The following is an 18359-nucleotide window of genomic DNA, read 5'->3' on the forward strand; positions in this document are numbered from 1 at the left end:
CCTCGTCCGCGGTCCGTACGGCCGTCAGCCGCGCGGGTAGCGCTGGAGCCAGCCCTCGCCGGAGACGGCCGGGCCGTGGAGGGCGGGGCCCTGGGTCATCTCCATGGCGAAGTCGTCGGCGAGTTCGAGGATCGTGGAGCGGCCCTCCAGCTCCGCGAGCCAGGCGGGCGGCAGCGCCGTCTCGCCGTGCAGCGCGCCGAGGAGCGCGCCGCAGAGGGTGCCGGTGATGTGGGAGGCGCCGTCGTGGTTGACGGCGAGGCGCAGGCCGTGGCGGGCGTCCTCGCTGACGAGGGTGGCGTAGACGGCGACGGCGAGGGCCTCCTCGGCGTGCTCCGGGTCGCCCAGGGCGGCGACGCGGGCCGGGCCGGGGATGCCCTGCCGTACGGCGCCGAGGGCCTGCTTCAGGGCGTCGGTGACGGGCAGGTGGCCGGGGCGCGGGGCGAGGAGGGCGAGGGCGCGCTGGACCGAGCCGTCGACGGTCTCGCCGCGGGCCAGTCCGTGCACGATCACGGCGAAGGCGCCGGCCGAGAGATACGCGGTGGGATGTCCGTGGGTCTGGGTCGCGCACTCCACGGCGAGCTGGCAGACGAGTTGCGGCTCCCAGCCCACCAGCAGTCCGAAGGGTGCCGAGCGGACCAGGGCTCCGGCGTCGCGGGCAGTGGGGTTCTTGGGCTTGTCGAGGGTGCCGAGGGTCTCGTCCCCGAGGCCGGTGAGGCTGGCCCTGTCGGGGTCGCGGCGGGCGTAGAGCCACTCCTCGCGGGCGAGCCAGCCGTTGTCCTTGCGGCGTTCGTCGGGGCCCCAGTCGCGCTGGGTCGCGGCCCAGCGCAGATGGGCGCGGTGCACGTCGGTGGGCGGGTGCCAGGCCCCGGTGTCGCGGCGCACCTGGGCGCGTATGAGGCCGTCGACGGTGAAGAGGGTCAGCTGGGTGGCGGCGGTGACGGCGCCGCGGCGGCCGTAGGCGGGTACGTAGTCGCCGACGCCGTCGGTTCCGTGGCCGGTGCGGATCTCGTCGAGGGTCAGCTCCGCGACGCCGGCGCCGAGCGCGTCCCCGATGGCGGCACCGAGCAGACAGCCGCGTACCCGGGCGCGGAAGTCCTGCTGCTCGGCTCGGCCCCAGACGGCTGAGGCTGCGCTGGTCGCTGTGGTCACGCGGCGTCCCCTCCTCACTTGTGCGCAGCACTGTAATCGAACGCGAGAGATCGCCTCACGGGCGGAATCCTGCCGGGGCGGTTCGGGACACGCCGACGACCGGGCGTCCTTCAGGCCGGATTCGATCGCTGTTCATGACGGATTTCCGGATGGGCCGTGCGGAACCCATTGGATCCGTTCCATGACCCTTCTTACTCGTGTCACTTCAGTGAAGGCCCCCGCCACCTGCGCCGCGGTCGCCGCCGCCGCGCTGCTCACCGGACTGGTCGCGCCCGGTGCCGCCGCGGCCCACCCGCACCACTCCCCCGCCCACCACGGCCAGTCCCGCACGGAGGTCCCGTTCGTCGCCGCCACCGTGACGGCGGGCGACGACGGCTCGTACACCGTCAGCTGGAACGCCCCCGGAGTCCGCAGGGTCGGCGTCCGCGCGGGCGGCAGGACCGTGGCGCACGGCGACGGCCGCGACTCGGTCGTCGTGCGCGGGCTGCCGGCGGCCGACCGCCAGTGGTTCGACCTCGTCCCCGAGCGCGGCGGCTCACTGCGCCTCGCCGACCGCCTCGTCAAGCTGGAGGGCACGGTCAACTTCCGTGACGCGGGCGGCTACCGCACCCGCAACGGCCAGTGGGTGAGGATGGGCGAGGTCTACCGCTCGGACTCGTTGGAGAAGCTGACCGCCGGTGACCTGGCCAAGCTGGCGCGGCTCGGCATCCGTACGGTCTTCGACCTGCGCATGGCGTCCGAGCGCACCGCCGCGCCGGACAAGGTCCCGGCCGGCGCCACGCACGTCGTCGCCGACGTCATCGGGGACTCCCCCGTCTTCGGCGCCATGCCGACGACCGAGGCGGAGGCGGTGAAGATGATGGTGGACGGCGAGAAGGTCATGGTCAGCGGCGAGTCCGCGAAGGCCGCGTACACCTCCGTCCTCGGCGGCATCGCCGACGACGACAAGCACGCCGTCGTCTTCCACTGCACCGCGGGCAAGGACCGCACCGGCTGGTCGAACGCCGCCCTGCTGACCGCGCTCGGCATCCCGCGCGAGACGGTCATGGCCGACTACCTCGCCAGCAACGCCTACCGCCGCGCCGCCAACGAGGCGATCCTCGCCCATATGCCGGCCGAGCAGGCGGAAGTCTACAAGCCGCTGCTCGACGTGCGGCCCGAGTACCTGAACTCCGGTTTCGACGAGGTCCAGGACGAGTACGGCTCCTTCAACCGCTACCTGGACAAGGCGCTCGGCATCGACGCCCGGGAGCTGCGGGAGCTGCGCAAGGACCTGCTGGTCGGCTGAGACCGGCACCCCGCAGGCATCCGTACCGCCCAGAAAGGCTGAAACACCCATGCAGCGACGCCACTTCGCCGCCGCCCTCGCAGCCGCGACCGCCGGCCTGGCGACCGCGGGCACCGCGACCGCCGCCACCCACCACCCGGGCGCCGTCCCCGGCGGGGACGCCGCGCTCCTGCGCACCATGCTCGCGGCCCTGTCGGAGGAGCTCGACGACCGGCAGACCGCCCGCACCCTCGTCCCGTACCTCCAGGACATCGGCTTCGACTGGCACCCGGAGACGGCGCCCCTGGAGAAGCTCGACTTCATCGTCGCGTACGGGTTCGGGAACCGCGCACCGGCCGGCGGCGGGGACCCGTCCAAGGTCCTGTACGAGCCGGGTCCGGTCAACGAGGAGCTGGCCGACACCGTCGCCCGGGTCCGTGCGAAGCGGGACATCCCGGTCTACGCCCAGTGGGAGATCGCGCGTTTCCTCGACTCCAAGTACGGCATGGACCGGGTGGTCTCGATCGAGCCGGTGATCGCGCCGGACGGCACGATCACCTACCTCAGCACCGACGGGGTCGCCGCGCAGGTCGTGGAGGCCCGCAAGCAGCTGCCCGGCGGGATCGGCACCGCGGGCGTGATCGGTTTCCGCGACCACGTCAAGCGCTGTGTGCTGACGACGCGGGACCGGGGCATGACGGCATACGCCCCGCGCGGCTTCGCGATGCCGGGGACGTACGACCCCGAGTCGGGGCAGCCCTGGACGCGCCGGCGCGATCTGTACCTGGTCACCGACATGATGGCCCAGTGGACGATGCTCCAGAAGAAGCTGATCACCGCGGCCTACCCCAACGGCTGACCTGCCGGCCCCCGGTGCGCTACTCCAGCACCGGCAGCAGCTCGGGGAGGTGCCCGTCCGACGCGAGCCCCGCGGCGACGCGCTCGGGCGGGACCTCCCCGTATGTCGTCGTACGGGGCCGTGCCGGCCTTCCCGCCGCCTCCGCGATCGCGACCAGGTCGCGGATGGAGCGGTACGAGCCGTAACCGGAGCCGGCCATCCGGGAGATGGTCTCCTCCATCAGCGTGCCGCCCAGGTCGTTCGCCCCCGAGCGGAGCATCTCGGCGGCGCCTTCCGCGCCCAGCTTCACCCAGCTGGTCTGGATGTTGGTGATGTGGGGGTGGAGGAGCAGCCGCGCCATCGCGGTCACCGCCCGGTTGTCGCGGGCGCTCGGGCCGGGGCGGGCGATGCCGGCCAGATAGACCGGTGCGTTGGTGTGGATGAAGGGCAGGGTCACGAACTCGGTGAACCCGCCGGTCTCCTGCTGGATCCGGGCCAGGGTCCGCAAGTGCCCGAGCCAGTGCCGCGGCTGGTCCACGTGCCCGTACATCATCGTGGACGAGGAGCGGATGCCCAGCTCGTGGGCGGTGGTGACGACCTCGATCCAGGTGGCCGTGGGCAGTTTGCCCTTCGTCAGCACCCAGCGGACCTCGTCGTCGAGGATCTCGGCGGCGGTGCCCGGGATGGAGTCGAGCCCGGCCTCCTTCGCGGCCGTGAGCCACTCGCGGATCGACATCCCGGTGCGGCTCGCCCCGTTGACGACCTCCATCGGCGAGAAGGCGTGCACATGCATGTCCGGGACGCGCTGCTTCACGGCGCGCGCGATGTCGAAGTAGGCCGTGCCCGGCAGGTCCGGGTGGATGCCGCCCTGCATGCAGACCTCGACGGCGCCGACGTCCCACGCCTGTGCCGCCCGGTCGGCGACCTGGTCGAGGGAGAGCGTGTAGGCGTCGGCGTCGGTGCGGCGCTGGGCGAAGGCGCAGAAACGGCAGCCGGTGTAGCAGACGTTGGTGAAGTTGATGTTGCGGGTGACGATGTACGTCACCTCGTCGCCGACGACGTCGCGCCGCAGATCGTCGGCGATCCGGCAGAGCGCGTCGAGCGCGGGCCCGTCCGCGTGGAGGAGGGCGAGGGCCTCGTCGTCGCCGAGCCTCGTCGGGTCGTCGGCGGCGGTGGCCAGGGCGGCGCGTACGTCCGTGTCGATACGGGACGGCACCATGCCGGGCGCGGCGGCCTCGCGGAGCGCCTCCCAGTCGCCGTAGACGTGGTCGAAGTCCTCGCGGCGGTCGGAGGTCCTGCCGTCGGTGTCGATGGTGCGGTGCAGATCGGTCCGGCCGCCTGCGGTGAAGCCCTCGTCGGGCTCCTGCCACGGCAGTCCTGCGGGCCTGGCGTCCTCGTCCGCGAGGCCGGTGTCCGGGTCGGCCAGCGCCCGCACGTGCGGCAGCAGCCGCGGATCCAGCCAGGGCTCGCCGCGCTGGACGAACTCCGGGTACACGCAGAGCCGTTCGCGCAGCTCGAAGCCGGCCGCTGCGGACTGCTCGGCGAGCCGCTCGATCCCGGGCCAGGGCCGCTCGGGGTTGACGTGGTCGATGGTGAGCGGCGAGACCCCGCCCCAGTCGTCGATCCCTGCGTCGATCAGCCGCCGGTACTCGCCGTCGACGAGGTTCGGCGGCGCCTGGAGGCAGCCGGCCGGGCCGATGATGTGGCGGGCCACGGCGACCGTCGCGACCAGGTCGTCCAGCTCGGCGTCCGGCATGCCGCGCATGGCCGTGTCCGGCTTGGCGCGGAAGTTCTGGATGATCAGCTCCTGGATGCCGTGGTAGGCACGGGCGATCCGGCGCAGCGCGAACAGCGAGTCCGCCCGCTCCTCGTACGTCTCCCCGATGCCGATCAGCAGCCCGCTGGTGAACGGCACCGAGCTGCGCCCGGCGTCCTCCAGCACGCGCAGCCGCACCGCCGGCTCCTTGTCCGGCGATCCGTAATGCGGCCCTCCGGGCTCGGACCACAGGCGGGTCGCCGTGGTCTCCAGCATCATGCCCATGGAGGGGGCGACGGGCTTGAGCCGCTGGAAGTCGGTCCAGCTCATCACCCCGGGGTTGAGGTGCGGCAGCAGCCCGGTCTCCTCCAGGATGCGGATCGCCATGGCTCGTACGTACGCGATCGTGTCGTCGTACCCGTGCGCGTCGAGCCACTCCCGCGCCTCGGGCCACCGGTCCTCGGGCTTGTCCCCGAGCGTGATGAGCGCTTCCTTGCAGCCCAGTTCCGCCCCGCGACGGGCGACGTCCAGCACCTCGTCCGGCGACATGAACATCCCGTGCCCGGAACGGCGGAGCCTGCCCGGCACGGTGGCGAAGGTGCAGTAGTGGCACTTGTCCCGGCACAGCCGGGTGAGCGGGACGAACACGCTCTTCGAGTACGTGATGACCCCTGCCCGGCCGGCGGCCTCCAGCCCGGCGTCCCGCACCCGCGCGGCCGACGCGCACAGGTCGTCCAGATCCGCCCCGCGCGCCTGCAGCAGCACGGCGGCCTCGGCCACGTCGAGCGCGACACCGTCGCGGGCTCGCTTGAGGGCGCGGCGCATGGCGTTGGCGGTGGGGCGGGCGGTCGGGGCTGCGGGCTGGTCATCGGTCATGCAGCGAGCATACGAGCGGAGGCGGGCGTTCACGCCCTGCATACGAGCCAGGGCGCAGGTCCCCTCCGACCTGCGGGTCACGGTGTATCCGCTTGCAAACGCCGACGCCGGTTGCCATACGGTGGACGTCGGCGTGTGGGCGTGTGGTGAACGGGGGGGCTGCCGGCATGGATTTGACCGCGGAGATTGCGGCAGTGCGCGAGGGGCGCGGTGATCCGGGGCGGCTGCTGGGCGACTTCCGGCGTGCGGTGGTGCTGGCACCGGTGGCCGGTGGTGGGCTGATGTCGGCGGAGAGCGGCGGGGTCCGCTGGCTGTACGCGTTCACGGACGAGGGTGCGCTGGCGCGGTTCCTCGGTGCGCGGGGTGCGGCGGGTGACGCGGAGTGGGAGTACGTGTCGATCCTCGGCGCGCGTTTGCTGGACGCGGTGATTCCTTCGCTCGACGGCCCGACGGGGGTGGCGGTCGATGTCGCGGACGAGGACGCTTCGATGCTGTTCCCGCCGGTGCCGGGGATCGTGCCGGAGGCGGTCGCGGTCGATCCGGGGGCCGGCCTCGCCGGGGGTGCCCGGTGAGCGGGGACAAGGACCTCGAGGTCGATCCGGCGGCGATCAGGAAGATCACCGAGGGTCTGCGGGGCGCGGTGGCGGAGCTGCGGGAGATCGGCACGGCGGGTGGCGCGTCGATGGGGGCCGGGTTCGGCGAGTTGTCGATGACCGGTATGGAGTCGGGGCATTCCGGGCTCGCGGGTGATTTCGAGGACTTCTGCGAGCGCTGGGAGTGGGGGGTGCGCGGGCTGGTCCAGGACGCGGGTGTGCTGGCCGCGCAGACGGGCATCGCGGCCGGAGCGCTGTGGGAGGAGGACCAGTACCTCCAGGGCGCTTTCAAGGTCGGGGCGAACGCGGTGTACGGCAATCCGCACGCGAACGAGGGCGACATCGAGAAAAAGGCGTGGGGTGAGGTCTTCTCGGCCGACGTCTACCAGCCGGACTACTCCGGGGAGTCGTTCCGCAAGGCGGACCAGGACATGGATGGGACCTGGTCGGACACGGGCGACAAGCTCGGCAGCGAGGGGTGGATCGGCTCCTTGAAGGACCTGGCCGACGGGGGCGATGACTGATGGGCTGGCGTGACTTCGTACCGGACGTCGTCGAGGACAAGGCGGAGGACGTCGTCGAGGGCGTCGGCGACGGTGTCGAGTGGCTCGGCGACAAGACCGCGGACCTGGCCGAGGAGGCGGGCTGGGACGGCGGCGCCGACTGGATCCGCGACAAGAGCCGCTCGGCCGCGAACTACCTGGGCGCGGACGTGGCCGAGCTGGAGCTGGGCCAGAGCGAGGACCCGAAGAAGCTCGTCCACGGCAGCGTGAGCACGCTGCGCTCGACGGTCACGCACCTGGAGAAGCTCCAGTCCGCGTTCGACAAGGTCGGCGAGGGCCTGAGGGGTGTGGACGCGGACGGTTTCCGGGGTGAGGCGTCGAGCGCCTTCCGGGAGGCGTCGGCGACGCAGCCGCCGAAGTGGTTCAAGGCCGCGGACGCCTTCGAGAAGGCGGCCGGCGCGGTGAGCCGTTTCGCGGAGACGGTGGAGTGGGCGCAGGGCCAGGCCAGGGACGCCATCGCCGAGTACGACGCGGCGAGGAAGCTCTCGCAGGACGCACGTGCCGCGTACAACGCACGCGTGGACGAGTACAACACGGCGGTGGAGGCGAGGAAGGACACCCTTCCGCCGCGTCCGTCCGGTTTCACGGATCCCGGCACGGCCAAGGCGAACGCGGCCCAGGACAAGCTGGACGAGGCACGCCGCCAGCGCAACGAGGCGGCGGAGACGGCCCGCTCGGCGGTGCGCGCCGCCCGCGACATGGCCCCGCCGAAGCCCTCGTACGCGGAGCAGGCCGAGGACGGCTTCGTGGCCATGGCCATCGACGCGAACCACCTGGTCGGTGGCGTGGTCAAGGGCACGGCGGGCTTCGCGAACTTCGTCCGCTCCGTGAACCCGCTGGACCCGTACAACCTGACGCACCCGGCCGAGTTCGCCATGAACCTCAACTCGACCGCGGCGGGCCTGGTGACGGCGGTGAACAACCCCGTCGGCACGGCCAGGACGATGGTCGACGAGTTCATGAAGGACCCCTCCGAGGGCATCGGCAAACTCATCCCGGAGCTGGTCGGCAGCAAGGGCATGGGGGCGCTGAAGAAGGCGGCGACGGCGGCGAAGTACGCGGACGACGTCAAACCGCCCGGGTTAGGGCCCAAGGGGGGCGCCGCAGCCGATGAGTTCGACAATTTGGCGAGCAGGGGGTCCGGCGAACAGCTCCCGTCGTTCGATGAAGTGAAAAGGGCTGTTGTCGAGAGCAAGCCAGAGGTGCTGGCACGCCAATGGCCGGACGACGATGGTCGTTATTACGCGAGTCGTGTCCTCAAAGGAGGTCGCCCGGACGGCGAGACGGTACTTGCAGGACACGGATACATCGAAGGCGGAGCAGGTGAGGTGACCGTACCGCCGGGGACCTCCGTATCCTTCTACGTAGCGCATGGCGAGCGAATCCCCGGCCTCAATGGCGTTGCCGTGGAAGGAGGATCCTATCCAGGTCCTGCTGTGGAAACCTTTGGCCCCGGAGACCGAATACCCAACTACACCCTCGCCCCGCCTGAAGCGAAGGGCCAAGGAGGCTTCACCGTATACGAGAATTCCACCACAGTCGCCCAGCGAACCATGCTCGGCGAACTCCTGAAGGAAGGAATGGGGAACATCCACTGGGCAGCTTGCCGAGAATTCAAGTAGTTTACACCGAGAAGTCGGACCTATGGGAGAACTGAGACATGGCAGGGGAACGTGGATTCGACGGATCCTGGACTCTGACGGACGTCGCCTTGATCATCAAGAAGTCGGATCTCGACCCCGAGGCGATCACGCAGCGCCTGGGAATCGAGCCTTCCGCGACCCGAGCCCCAGGACCTGATCGATGGGGCCCTCCTGGCGACACGGATGGGCAATGGCGCCTTCAGTGCGACGAACGAACGACAAGGATCTTCTCCGAGCAGCTCGACGTGATCCTCAAAGCAGCGGAAGGGTGCGCCCAGATCCTGGCCATGCTCAGATCGGAAGGTTTCGAGGTCACGCTGGTGGTCAGAGGTTACGCCGATAACGACTCACAACTCTCGATCCCGGCCGCAGGGATGGCCAGAATTTCCCGCCTTGGCGTACCGCTCACACTCAGGCCAAGCCTCAGCGAACGGTGATTCCCTCCCCAAAGGAGCCTTCTGTGCATACTATCGAGAAGAACTCATGGACTTCAGTCACCACATCGCTGGCAGTGACTCGAGAAAAAGTAGACGCCGCCTTCGTCAGCCAGACTCTGGGGCTCGCTGATTCCCCAGCCGACAGCACCGGAGCCTTCATTGCTTTCGGATCCGAATGGTGGGCGTACACATTCGACGAGAGGTTCCCCGGAGGCCTTGAGGGGCAAGCAGTCGCACTGGTCCAGCAGATTTCCCCGCGAATGGACGGGCTTCGGAAGCTTCATGATGCCGGGTACGCGGTTCAAGTAGCTGTCTCGGGAACAGTCGAGACGGGGAATGAATTGAATGTCTCCCCTAACGCAGTCGGACAACTGGCGAGGCTTGGTCTCCCTGTTTCATTCACTACCCTCACAGCGTCGGGAACGCACGATGAAGATCCGCTCAGCTGGCTCGACTGACTCGGTTCCTTCGCACAAAGCGCCTGTACACACCAGCGGCCTCTGGGAGCTCATCCGACAGGTTTCGGCTCAGGACCCGCGTGAGCGTCAACTCGCAAAAGAAAACGGGCCCCGATCCGCCCGCGCTTCAGGGTCACGGAGCATTCACCTCGCCGTGATCCTCGTCGGGCAGCGGACGGGTGAGCTCGGCGGTCAAGTCGGGCTCGGCGAGGATCCGTGCCGTCGCGCGCCATTCCACGACGACGCGGTGGAGGTTGGCGTGGATGGCCAGGTCGACGACGCAGTGCGTCGCGTCGACCAGTTCGGCCACAAACTGCCGGACCTCGTCATCCGAGAGATGTCGCACCCACGGGAACACGGACAGCAGCGCACTCAGTGAGGCTCGGGCCCCGCCCCCGGTCCCTGGAGATTCCCCCTCCACTACCGGTCGTGAAGCACTGTCGGTCTGGTCACCGGGACCACAGTGAGAAGGTCGTGAAGCCCCTTGAAGTCATCGGGGTTGGTGGTGAAGAGCGGGAGGTCCTCTGCGACCGCGATCGCGGCGATCATCAGGTCCGCGACGCGGCGCCGCGGCTTGCGACCGGCGCCGATCACTGCGGCGCAGACTCGGCCGTAGGCACGAGCCGCCTCCACGTCGAAGGGAATGGGGTCGAACTCGTTCTCCGCGCGCTGCAGCACGTCCATCCGGCGGGCTCGCTCCGCGTGCTCGTCGTAGTCGTCCTGCTCGTCGTTACGACGTACTTCGTGCGGGCCCGCCGAGAGCTCCGCCAGCGTGATGGCGCTGATCGCCATCTCGGCGGGAAGTTCCTCCGGATCGAGCCACTTGCGCAGGATCATGATGTTGGTGTCGAGCAGACCCTGCTCGTGCTCAACGGGCATAGGGGTCGTCCTGCTCCTGATCCGCGGTGGCGTCCCGGTCCGCTCGGAAGGCAGCCAGCGAGATGTCGGGCGCCGTGCGGGACATGGCCGCGAACTCGCCGCGCGGGACGAAGCGCCTGCGCTTCCTCAGCGGGATCAGCTCGCCGATCTGATGACCGTCGCGGGTCACGGTGAATGCCTGGCCGCCTTGGACAGCGTCCATGATCTCTTTGGACCTCGTGCGCAAGTCGCGTTGGGTGATCTCCGGCTGTGCGGTCATGCCTCCACGATAGCCAGGCGTGACACACCGTGCTACTCGGTGGCACACCCGGAGGTCCGTTTGGGCAGGCACTGGCCTGCTGGCCGCGGAGGGAGCGGGCCGAGGGCATCCAGATCGGCAGCATCCCGGTCAGCGTCCAGGAGCTCTACCAGCATTTCCCGCACCTCGTCTTCATCGAGGTGGCGCACACACGGAACGATCCCGGGAAGCGCGAGGAGCAAACACCTCGAGGCGCCGCTCACCGGAGGGCAGCTCGGCCCAGGCCGTCTTGCCGACCATGCGGTCTGTCACGCCCCAGGCGGCGGGAGCGCGACCACCAGGAGGAGGCCGCGGCCCGTCTCGGTGTCGGCGGGCGGGGGTGCCGCCGGGGCAGCCGAGACGCGTTCGCCACGAGTGTGGAGACCTCGTTGCGGAGTGGGGGGGCAGACAGCAGCAGACGAAGCTCGAAGTCGCGGCCCGGAACGCGGCCGTGGGTGACCGCGTTCGCGGCGAGTTCGGCGACGATCAGCGCGGCGGTGTCGGAGTTCTCTTGAACAAGCGAAAAGAAACGATCGATATTCTGGACAGGGCCGGTCCCACAGCCGGACTAGGATTACAACCTCATTCCGTGTCCTTCGGATGTCGGATGGATGCCTTCACAAGCCACACCGTGCGGTTGTCCACGTCCACTAAGTAGCGGACTCGACCTCCACCGGTGACCTCGTACTCCCATTGCGGAAGCGCCACACCGCGCCGGATTCCCGTGGACAGCGCACGGCCTCGGAGGCGGTGCTGCCGAGCCGTCTCCGGCTGAGGCGCGGGGTCGGTCCGCAAGATGTCGAAGCACGTTCGTACGGCTGATGCCGCCTGCTGGCCGAACTCCTCCCAGCCTTTCGCCGCCTCGGCCGTGTCGAATCGCACGTCCCACTCGTCGCCGGAGGGCGGCGGCGCCGCGCGATCCCCTCGCTTGGGGGTCACGGAGCGACCACCGGCCCGTAGTCGGTCTCGTGGTCAGCCTGAAGCTTGAGGGCCTCGGCGTACTCATCAGGGTCGGCCTTGATCCGTGCCGTGGCTTTCCATCCGGCCACCACTCCGTTCAGCGGACCGAAGACATCCAGATCAGCAGCATCCCGGACAGCATCAACCAGCTCTACCAGCATTTCCCGCACCTCCTCTTCATCGAGGTGGCGCACCCACGGAAAGATCTCGGGAAGCGCGAGGAGGAGAGCACGGGCCCCTTCGTCGGTCTTCACCAGCGCGGCGAACGTGTGGGCAATCGTGGCGACCGCAGCATCCCGGCGCTCTTCACGTTCCATGGTGGTCAGCACCAGGTCAGCACCATCGCGCCGCTCGATCCGCAGTCGCTCGGTCCTCGTGAGCCGCTCAGCCACGTCCCCCGGGCGCTTGGACAGCTCCGAATAGGTCACAGCCTCGGTCGGTGTCATAACAGGAGGATACCTCGGAACTAGTTCCGAGGTCCACTGCAAACCCAGCACGGCGCCGCTCACCGGAGGGCCAGCTCGGCCCAGACCGTCTTGCCGACCGTGCGGTCTGTCACGCCCCAGGCGGTCGCAAGGGCGACCACGAGGAGGAGGCCGCGGCCTGTCTCGGTGTCGGCGAGTGGGGGTGTCGCGGGGGTGGTCGGGACGCGTTCGCCGCGGGTGTCGGAGACCTCGATGCGGAGTGTGGGGGCGGACAGCAGCAGGCACAGCTCGAAGTCGCGGCCGGGGACGCGGCCGTGGGTGACCGCGTTCGCGGCGAGTTCGGCGACGATCAGGGCCGCGGTGTCGGAGAGTTCGCTGTCGTAGGGGATGCCCCACGCGTCCAGGCGGTGCACGGCCAGGTGGCGGGCGAGGCGGGCGCCGCGGCGGGTGGCGCTCAGGCGCTGGGTGAACTCGGCGGTGGGGGTGGCGGTTTCGGCTTTCATGTCACTGAGCGTGTCCGGTCGGGACTACCCTGACCAGGAGTGACGACGCGACGGAGCGTAGCCGTACGGGTACGGTCGGGGCGCTGTACGGGTCGTCGACCGTGACCAGTGCGGCGAGCGAGGGCGGTACGGGGTATGGCGGATGTGGAGCGCGATGAGCGGCCGGAGCGGCCCGTCGAGGAGGACGGGACGGCGCTACTCTTCAACTCGCTGGGCAAGCAGATCAAGGTGTTGCGCGAGGAAGCCGGGCTCAGTCAGCGGGAGTTGGGTGCTGCTACACACTGCGGCGAGGCGCTGATCTCCTCGATGGAGCGCGGGGTGCGGACGCCGCAGCCGGCGTTCCTGCGGCTGGCCGACGAGGTTCTGGGGGCACGGGGGGTGCTGAAGGCCGCGATCCCGGATGTGGAGAAGGCGCTGGCGAAGGCGCGGACGCGGCATCCGGACTGGTTCCGGGATTACGCGAAGGCCGAGGCGGAGGCCCTCGCGGTGCACGACTACAGCAATCAGGCCGTTCCCGGCCTTCTCCAGACCGAGGAGTACGCGCGGGCCGTCTTCACCCAGCGTCGTCCGTTGCTCGACGAGCGGACCATCGAGAAGCGTGTGGCCGACCGGCTCGCGCGCCAGCAGATCTTCGAACGCTGGCCGGCGCCGACGTTCAGCTTCGTGGTGGAGGAGTCCGTACTCCAGAGGCCGAACGGTGGGCCAACCGTCCACGAACACCAGTTACGCCGATTGCTACACATCGGTCGACTGCGGACCGTCGAGCTTCAGGTGATGCCGACCGATCACGAGGAACACCCGTGCATGGATGGCGCGTTCATTCTGCTGACACCCAAGGGGCGGCAGCAGGTGGCGTACACGGAGATCCAGGGGCATTCCCGTCTGATCACTGACCAGGATGAAGTCCGCGTCTTTGCCGAGCGCTATGGGATCATGCGGGCGCGGGCCCTGTCGCCCCGGGAGTCTTTGTCCTTGATCGACAAGATGCTGGGAGAACGTCGATGAACACCGAGCAGCTCCACTGGTTCAAGAGCAGCTACAGCGGCGGTGAGGGCGGCGCCTGCATCGAGGTCGCCGTCGAATGGCGCAAGTCCAGTTACAGCAGCGGCGAAGGCGGCGAATGCGTCGAGATCGCCACCTGCCCCACCACCATCCACGTCCGCGACTCCAAGAACCCCGGCGGCCCTCAGCTCGCCTGCGCCCCCGCCTGCTGGTCCGCGTTCATCTCGTACGCCCAGGAACGACTCGCGCAGCGCTGAAGGGCGGGGCCATGTGGCCACGGGTGAACGGCATGCGAGCGCTGGAGCTCGGCACCGCCGGTGAGCTTCGGGAGAGGCTGAACGCCCTCGTTCTGGCTGGGCAGAAGACCGCCACGACCGGGCTGCTCGCCGAGTACGTCGAGGAGACGGAGGGCCTGGAGTTCGCCGGCGAGCGCCTGGCGCTCCTCGGCAGCGACAGAGACCACGTCGCCACGATCGAGATCATCGGCGTGGAGCTGACCACGTTCGGCGACGTCACCTGGGAACACGCCAAGGCCGAAGGAGAGGGCGACCGTTCCCTCGAAGAGTGGCGCACCGGACACAGCCGCTTCTGGGACGCCATCGGCACACCCGTCGACGAGGACACTCGCCTCGTGTGCCTGACCTTCGGGCTCGTCACACCTTCCTGACACCTTCGCGGGATTTTGTCCGCATCGAGGTTCCCCCGACTCGGTGGGCCCTGCCTCGGCGCGCCACGGCCCTAACCAATCAAAGAACCCGGGAAAGAACCTCTCCAAACCCTCCCCCGACCCCCTCGCCGCCAAGCTCACTCACATGGGTGATCCATCCCAACCTGGCTGGCGCATATGCCACTTCACAGTGCAGGCTCAGCTTCGACAACCGCACAAAATGACGGCCCCCGGCCGGGACTGGCATCCCGATCGAGGGCCTGACCACCAAGGAAGCAGCAACCTTCCCGATGACTGACTCGCAGCTTAACGCGCCCTCGTCCGCGCCGTCGCCCGTTCTCAAGCCGGGCGTCCAGCACATCAATGTCCCCCACACGGATTGCTTCGTCGTGGTAGGCAACCACCTCGCCCAGCACACCGATCTCTCGCTGACCGCGATCGGGCTGGCCGTCCACATCCAGTCGCTGCCGACCGGGGCCAGGGTCTCGATCAAGCGGCTGGCCGAGCGGTTCCCCGAGGGCGAGATCCGGATCGCCGCCGCGCTGCGGGAGTTGGAGGAGCACGGGTATCTCGCACGCGTCCAGGTGCGATTACCGTCCGGCGCGATGCTCGCGCTGACGCTCTCGTACAACAACCCGGCGGCAACGCCCCCCGGACGCGGACCGGCAGGAGCCGGAGGCCGAGCCGGAGCAGCCGTCTCCGCCCCCGCCCGAGCGTGAACCCGATCCGGAACCCGACCCGGCGCCTACTCCCGCCGCGCCCGCCACCTCGCTCCTCGCCGGGCTACGGCGCGCCGACCCGCGCCTGATCCTCGCCGAGCGCGACGTACGCCGCCTCGCCCCGGCCGTCGAGACCTGGCTGGAGCGCGGCATCGCCCCCGACGCCGTACGCCGCACCCTCACCGCGGGCCTCCCCGCGGGCCGGATCTCCCGTCCGGCCGGGCTCCTGGCCTACCGGCTCGCCGAGTTCCTTCCCCCGCCGCTCCCCGCGGTCCCGGCGCCACCGCCGCGCCCCGATCCGCTCCAGAACTGCGACCGCTGCGACCGCGCCTTCCGGGCCCCGCAGCCAGGCTGCTGCCTCGACTGCGACACGTCGGCGATCGCGCCGGGGCTTGCCGCGTGAGCCACACGGCGATCGAGCTCGTACGGCACCGAAGCCCCGGACAGGCGCGGCACAGGCTGGCTTCCTGGCCACACGCCGGTGTCCCAGCCCTCTCGCATCATCATCGCCCGCTGCGGGCACAGGTGTCACTGGTGGGTCCGGCTCGGCCTGCGCTAGCGCGACTTGCGGCAGCACGAGTGCTGCCGCAATCGACAAGACCTGAAGAACGTACGTATGTGCATGGTTGCCTCTCCGTGGACAAATGAGAGGCAGATCACCCTTTGACGCGAGATCCACCGAAGTGAGCCATGATCGTACGATCGAGGGCCATAGGGGGACGCGTCAAATGATCAAGCTCATGCCGCGACGCGCCCACCAATGGGCACTCACCATCGCGGCGGCCGTCGCACTGGGGGGCGGCGCGGAAACGGCGGCCGCCGAACAGATTCCGTTTCCAGGAGCCGGATATGTGCGCGTGGAGGGACCGACCGCACCCGGTGGCCTCGTCGCCATCACCGTGAAAGAGGAACCCGGCAATCCGCATCCGACGGCCGTTTCGATGTCCAGTCCCGCCCTGGAATCAGACGCACCGCTCGGAGACACAGGCAGGGCCTGGGTCGGCGCGGCTCGCGTTCCTGCGGCGACGAAGCCCGGAACCTACAAGGTCAAGTTCGAGCTGACGTACAAGGACGCTCAGTGCGTGAACGAAGAGGACCGGGACAGCGTCTGCGACTACGAACCGACCGTCCTCTGGAGCAGGGTCACCGTCGCAACCGCCGCAGGAGGACAATCGTGCGGCCTGGGATTCGGACAGGGCGCGGCTGTCGGTGCGGCTGGGAGCGCGCTCGCGGTCGTCGCGGCCGTGATCGTGATGCGCAGACGCAGCAGGCGGTCATCTTCGCGCACGGCATCGAGTCCATAGCGACGGTCTCCGCAGGCACAACGCAGCGCAGACCACTGACGCCGTCACCAGTGAGAAGCAGACCTGGGGAGACAGGCCAGCGCTTGGTCGGGTCCCTCGTGCTCCGAGGACCGACGCCAGGCTGACGTAGGACCCCTGAAGGACACCGTGAACAGCATGAGCCCCGAACAGATTCAGCGCATGCACGAGGTGGTCCAGCACCTCTCCGAGTACGCCGAGCATCTGGAGAAGGGCTGGAAGGTGGAGACAACGGACGGGGAGGTGAAGCTGGTCATGATGAGCCCGAACCTGCCCCACACAACCAACGTCGATGCTTTCCGCAACCAGATCAGGGAGCAGACGCCGGGCATCTCAGCCGTCAACGACACTGACATGACAGACCCGGTGACCGGTCTGGAAAAGGTCCCCGACCTGATGGCGTTCCCCACCGAGGATGTCGATCCGCAGGCCGAGTCCGTCAACCCGCGCGCCGTGCTGCTCGTCGTGGAGATCGTCTCCACGATCAACCCCAAGAACGACCTCGTCACCAAACTTGAGGACTACCCGAGGATGGGCATCCCCCTCTACGTCGTGGTGGATCCCCTCAACGGCACCATCACGGTCCATTCCGAGCCGGAAGAGGGGCCCGACGGGCTCAGGTACCGCTCCTCGATCCCCTACGAGTTCGGTGAAGTCGTCCCTGCCGGGAAATGGACCTTCAACACCTCGGGACTCGTTCGCTACCGGTGACGCCTCACGCGTGAGCCGTGTGCGCGAGAAACGCGCTCAACTCAGTGGCGTCCGGAAGGAAAGTGCGGAAGGCTCGCGCGCATGGTTTCGGTAGTGCAGAACGTGGCGATCGACTGTGCGGATGCCTACGAGCTGGCCCGGTTCTGGAGCGGGGTGACCGGTCGGCCGCTGCATCCGGAGGACAAACCCGGCGATCCGGAGACCCAGGTGCTGCTGGCGGAGGGCCCGGTGCTGCACTTCAACCAGGTGCCCGAGCCCAAGAAGATCAAGAACCGGATCCATCTCTGTCTGCGGCCTGAGACGTCGCGTGAGCAGGAGGTGGAACGGCTGCTGGGCCTCGGTGCCACCTTTGTCACCGATCACCGGAACCCCGACGGCTCCGGCTGGGCAGTCCTCGCCGACCCCGAAGGCAACGAATTCTGCGTCCTTCGCAGCGAGTCCGACCGGGCCGCGATGAACTCCTGACGCACAGGGGCACGCGATCGCTGCGACAGCTGTCCGTGGTTGCTGCCGTCACTACTGCCGTCAGCAGCGACGACCTCCGGTGAATTCCGGGAATGGGGAGATTCTTCGGTCGTCAGCTGTCGGGAGGCTACTCAGGCCGCTTGGTGATGTGGGGTGAGTTCGATGGTCAGGTCGGCATCCAGGGCGCGTGCCAGGCGTCGCAGGAGGGGGATGGTGGGTACAGTGCCGCCGCCTTCGATCCGGGAGATCTGGGGCTGCTTCATCCCGCAGCGTTCGGCGAGTTCGGTCTGGGACAGACCCAGGGCGGTGCGCCGGTCGTAGACCAGCTGGCCGAGATCGTGGGCCAGTTCGGCCTCCTCGTACAGGCGGTCGTACTCAGCGTTGTCCTCGACCGCTTCGCCGAGGAGCTTGCGGTGGTGGCGGGTCTTCCACTCGGCATGGTTCATCGCAGTTCCTCCTTGATCGGGCGGCTGTAGATGTCATGTTCGGTGGCCGGCGCATGACTGGCCTCGCATGAGACCTGGACTGCGCGGGCTCGATCCACCTCTGCCATCTCGCGCATCTTCGTCTTACGGAAGACGGTCAGCAGGACGACACGTCGGTCGGGGGCAAGCCAGTAGGTGATGCGCTGAGCGTTGCTGCCGAGGTCGAAACGCAACTCACGGAGCTTGCCTCCGAGGTGGCGGCTGTAGGGCTCGCCCAGGGTGGTCGCGTTCTCGGCGAGGCGGTCGACCTTCTGTTCGGCTATCACGTAGTGGTGGGCGGGTAGGTTCTCCAGCCAGAGGCGGACCTCGGGCTCGATCTCGATGGTGTACCGCTCACCGGCCATGGCTTCGATGCTATATAGCT

23 protein-coding genes are annotated in these 18359 nt (G+C 69.0%); 14 read left to right on the top strand and 9 right to left on the bottom strand.

Annotation, left to right across the window (positions count from 1 at the left end):
• Positions 1-24 precede the first annotated feature (24 nt).
• Entirely contained in the window at positions 25-1149 is a 1125-nt protein-coding gene (locus tag KK483_RS14530; RefSeq protein WP_262005648.1) for an ADP-ribosylglycohydrolase family protein, read from the bottom strand.
• Between the two features lie 181 nt (positions 1150-1330).
• On the opposite strand from KK483_RS14530, the gene KK483_RS14535 reads away from it, so the two are divergent.
• On the top strand, positions 1331-2437 hold the full coding sequence (locus KK483_RS14535; protein ID WP_262005649.1) for a tyrosine-protein phosphatase: 1107 nt from the start codon (positions 1331-1333) through the stop codon (positions 2435-2437).
• Between the two features lie 49 nt (positions 2438-2486).
• Positions 2487-3275 carry a hypothetical protein gene (locus KK483_RS14540; RefSeq protein WP_262005650.1) on the top strand — a complete coding sequence of 263 codons (789 nt, stop codon included), beginning with the start codon at positions 2487-2489 and terminating at the stop codon, positions 3273-3275.
• Between the two features lie 19 nt (positions 3276-3294).
• Here the strand turns inward: KK483_RS14540 and KK483_RS14545 are convergent, their stop codons facing one another.
• Positions 3295-5886 (bottom strand): bifunctional FO biosynthesis protein CofGH, encoded by a 2592-nt coding sequence (locus tag KK483_RS14545; RefSeq protein WP_262005651.1) that lies wholly within the window; start codon positions 5884-5886, stop codon positions 3295-3297.
• Positions 5887-6053: 167 nt separating this feature from the next.
• Here KK483_RS14545 and KK483_RS14550 point away from each other — a divergent pair, with 167 nt between their 5' ends.
• The 5 genes from KK483_RS14550 (at position 6054) to KK483_RS14570 (ending at position 9580) form a co-directional block, all read left to right on the top strand.
• Positions 6054-6458, top strand: coding sequence for a hypothetical protein (locus KK483_RS14550; protein ID WP_262005652.1), 405 nt, complete (start codon positions 6054-6056; stop codon positions 6456-6458).
• On the top strand, positions 6455-7003 hold the full coding sequence (locus KK483_RS14555) for a hypothetical protein (protein ID WP_262005653.1): 549 nt from the start codon (positions 6455-6457) through the stop codon (positions 7001-7003). Before KK483_RS14550 ends, KK483_RS14555 begins: the two co-directional genes overlap by 4 nt.
• Positions 7003-8664, top strand: a complete 1662-nt coding sequence (locus KK483_RS14560; RefSeq protein ID WP_262005654.1) for a putative T7SS-secreted protein — start codon at positions 7003-7005, stop codon at positions 8662-8664. Before KK483_RS14555 ends, KK483_RS14560 begins: the two co-directional genes overlap by 1 nt.
• Before the next feature lie 89 nt (positions 8665-8753).
• Positions 8754-9122 carry a DUF4279 domain-containing protein gene (locus KK483_RS14565; protein ID WP_262005655.1) on the top strand — a complete coding sequence of 123 codons (369 nt, stop codon included), beginning with the start codon at positions 8754-8756 and terminating at the stop codon, positions 9120-9122.
• A 23-nt stretch (positions 9123-9145) separates the two neighbouring features.
• Positions 9146-9580, top strand: a complete 435-nt coding sequence (locus tag KK483_RS14570; RefSeq protein WP_262005656.1) for a hypothetical protein — start codon at positions 9146-9148, stop codon at positions 9578-9580.
• A gap of 133 nt (positions 9581-9713) precedes the next feature.
• On the opposite strand, the gene KK483_RS14575 is transcribed toward KK483_RS14570, so the two are convergent.
• The 5 genes from KK483_RS14575 to KK483_RS14605 form a co-directional block, all read right to left on the bottom strand.
• Positions 9714-9890: a hypothetical protein gene (locus KK483_RS14575; protein WP_262005657.1), complete on the bottom strand. Its 177-nt coding sequence runs from the start codon at positions 9888-9890 to the stop codon at positions 9714-9716.
• 110 nt (positions 9891-10000) lie between these two features.
• Complete coding sequence (locus KK483_RS14580; RefSeq protein WP_262005658.1) at positions 10001-10459, bottom strand: type II toxin-antitoxin system VapC family toxin; 459 nt, start codon at positions 10457-10459, stop codon at positions 10001-10003.
• Positions 10449-10718, bottom strand: a complete 270-nt coding sequence (locus KK483_RS14585; RefSeq protein ID WP_262005660.1) for a type II toxin-antitoxin system Phd/YefM family antitoxin — start codon at positions 10716-10718, stop codon at positions 10449-10451. The genes KK483_RS14580 and KK483_RS14585 overlap by 11 nt, the downstream gene beginning before the upstream one ends.
• Positions 10719-11671: 953 nt before the next feature.
• A complete protein-coding gene (locus tag KK483_RS14600; protein ID WP_262005662.1) occupies positions 11672-12142 on the bottom strand; it encodes a prevent-host-death family protein in 471 nt (156 codons plus the stop codon).
• Between the two features lie 59 nt (positions 12143-12201).
• A complete protein-coding gene (locus KK483_RS14605; RefSeq protein WP_262005663.1) occupies positions 12202-12624 on the bottom strand; it encodes an ATP-binding protein in 423 nt (140 codons plus the stop codon).
• Positions 12625-12759: 135 nt separating this feature from the next.
• Here KK483_RS14605 and KK483_RS14610 point away from each other — a divergent pair, with 135 nt between their 5' ends.
• The 7 genes from KK483_RS14610 (at position 12760) to KK483_RS14640 (ending at position 17510) form a co-directional block, all read left to right on the top strand.
• Positions 12760-13629, top strand: a complete 870-nt coding sequence (locus KK483_RS14610) for a helix-turn-helix transcriptional regulator (protein ID WP_262005664.1) — start codon at positions 12760-12762, stop codon at positions 13627-13629.
• On the top strand, positions 13626-13883 hold the full coding sequence (locus KK483_RS14615) for a DUF397 domain-containing protein (RefSeq protein ID WP_262005665.1): 258 nt from the start codon (positions 13626-13628) through the stop codon (positions 13881-13883). The genes KK483_RS14610 and KK483_RS14615 overlap by 4 nt, the downstream gene beginning before the upstream one ends.
• Before the next feature lie 32 nt (positions 13884-13915).
• A complete protein-coding gene (locus KK483_RS14620) occupies positions 13916-14293 on the top strand; it encodes an ASCH domain-containing protein (RefSeq protein WP_262005666.1) in 378 nt (125 codons plus the stop codon).
• A gap of 290 nt (positions 14294-14583) precedes the next feature.
• Entirely contained in the window at positions 14584-15012 is a 429-nt protein-coding gene (locus KK483_RS35315; RefSeq protein WP_313879082.1) for a helix-turn-helix domain-containing protein, read from the top strand.
• A 728-nt stretch (positions 15013-15740) separates the two neighbouring features.
• The gene (locus KK483_RS14630; RefSeq protein WP_262005667.1) at positions 15741-16316 is read left to right on the top strand and encodes a hypothetical protein; all 576 of its coding nucleotides are present in this window, start codon (positions 15741-15743) and stop codon (positions 16314-16316) included.
• 156 nt (positions 16317-16472) lie between these two features.
• On the top strand, positions 16473-17045 hold the full coding sequence (locus tag KK483_RS14635) for a Uma2 family endonuclease (protein ID WP_262005668.1): 573 nt from the start codon (positions 16473-16475) through the stop codon (positions 17043-17045).
• Positions 17046-17126: 81 nt separating this feature from the next.
• On the top strand, positions 17127-17510 hold the full coding sequence (locus KK483_RS14640) for a VOC family protein (RefSeq protein ID WP_262005669.1): 384 nt from the start codon (positions 17127-17129) through the stop codon (positions 17508-17510).
• 131 nt (positions 17511-17641) lie between these two features.
• Here KK483_RS14640 and KK483_RS14645 read toward each other — a convergent pair whose 3' ends face one another.
• Both KK483_RS14645 and KK483_RS14650 read right to left on the bottom strand, forming a co-directional pair.
• The gene (locus KK483_RS14645; protein WP_262005670.1) at positions 17642-17956 is read right to left on the bottom strand and encodes a helix-turn-helix transcriptional regulator; all 315 of its coding nucleotides are present in this window, start codon (positions 17954-17956) and stop codon (positions 17642-17644) included.
• Entirely contained in the window at positions 17953-18339 is a 387-nt protein-coding gene (locus KK483_RS14650) for a type II toxin-antitoxin system RelE/ParE family toxin (protein WP_262005671.1), read from the bottom strand. The genes KK483_RS14645 and KK483_RS14650 overlap by 4 nt, the downstream gene beginning before the upstream one ends.
• Between the last annotated feature and the right edge of the window lie 20 nt (positions 18340-18359).

This window comes from Streptomyces sp. FIT100, from assembly GCF_024584805.1.
In the GTDB taxonomy this organism is placed as follows: domain Bacteria; phylum Actinomycetota; class Actinomycetes; order Streptomycetales; family Streptomycetaceae; genus Streptomyces.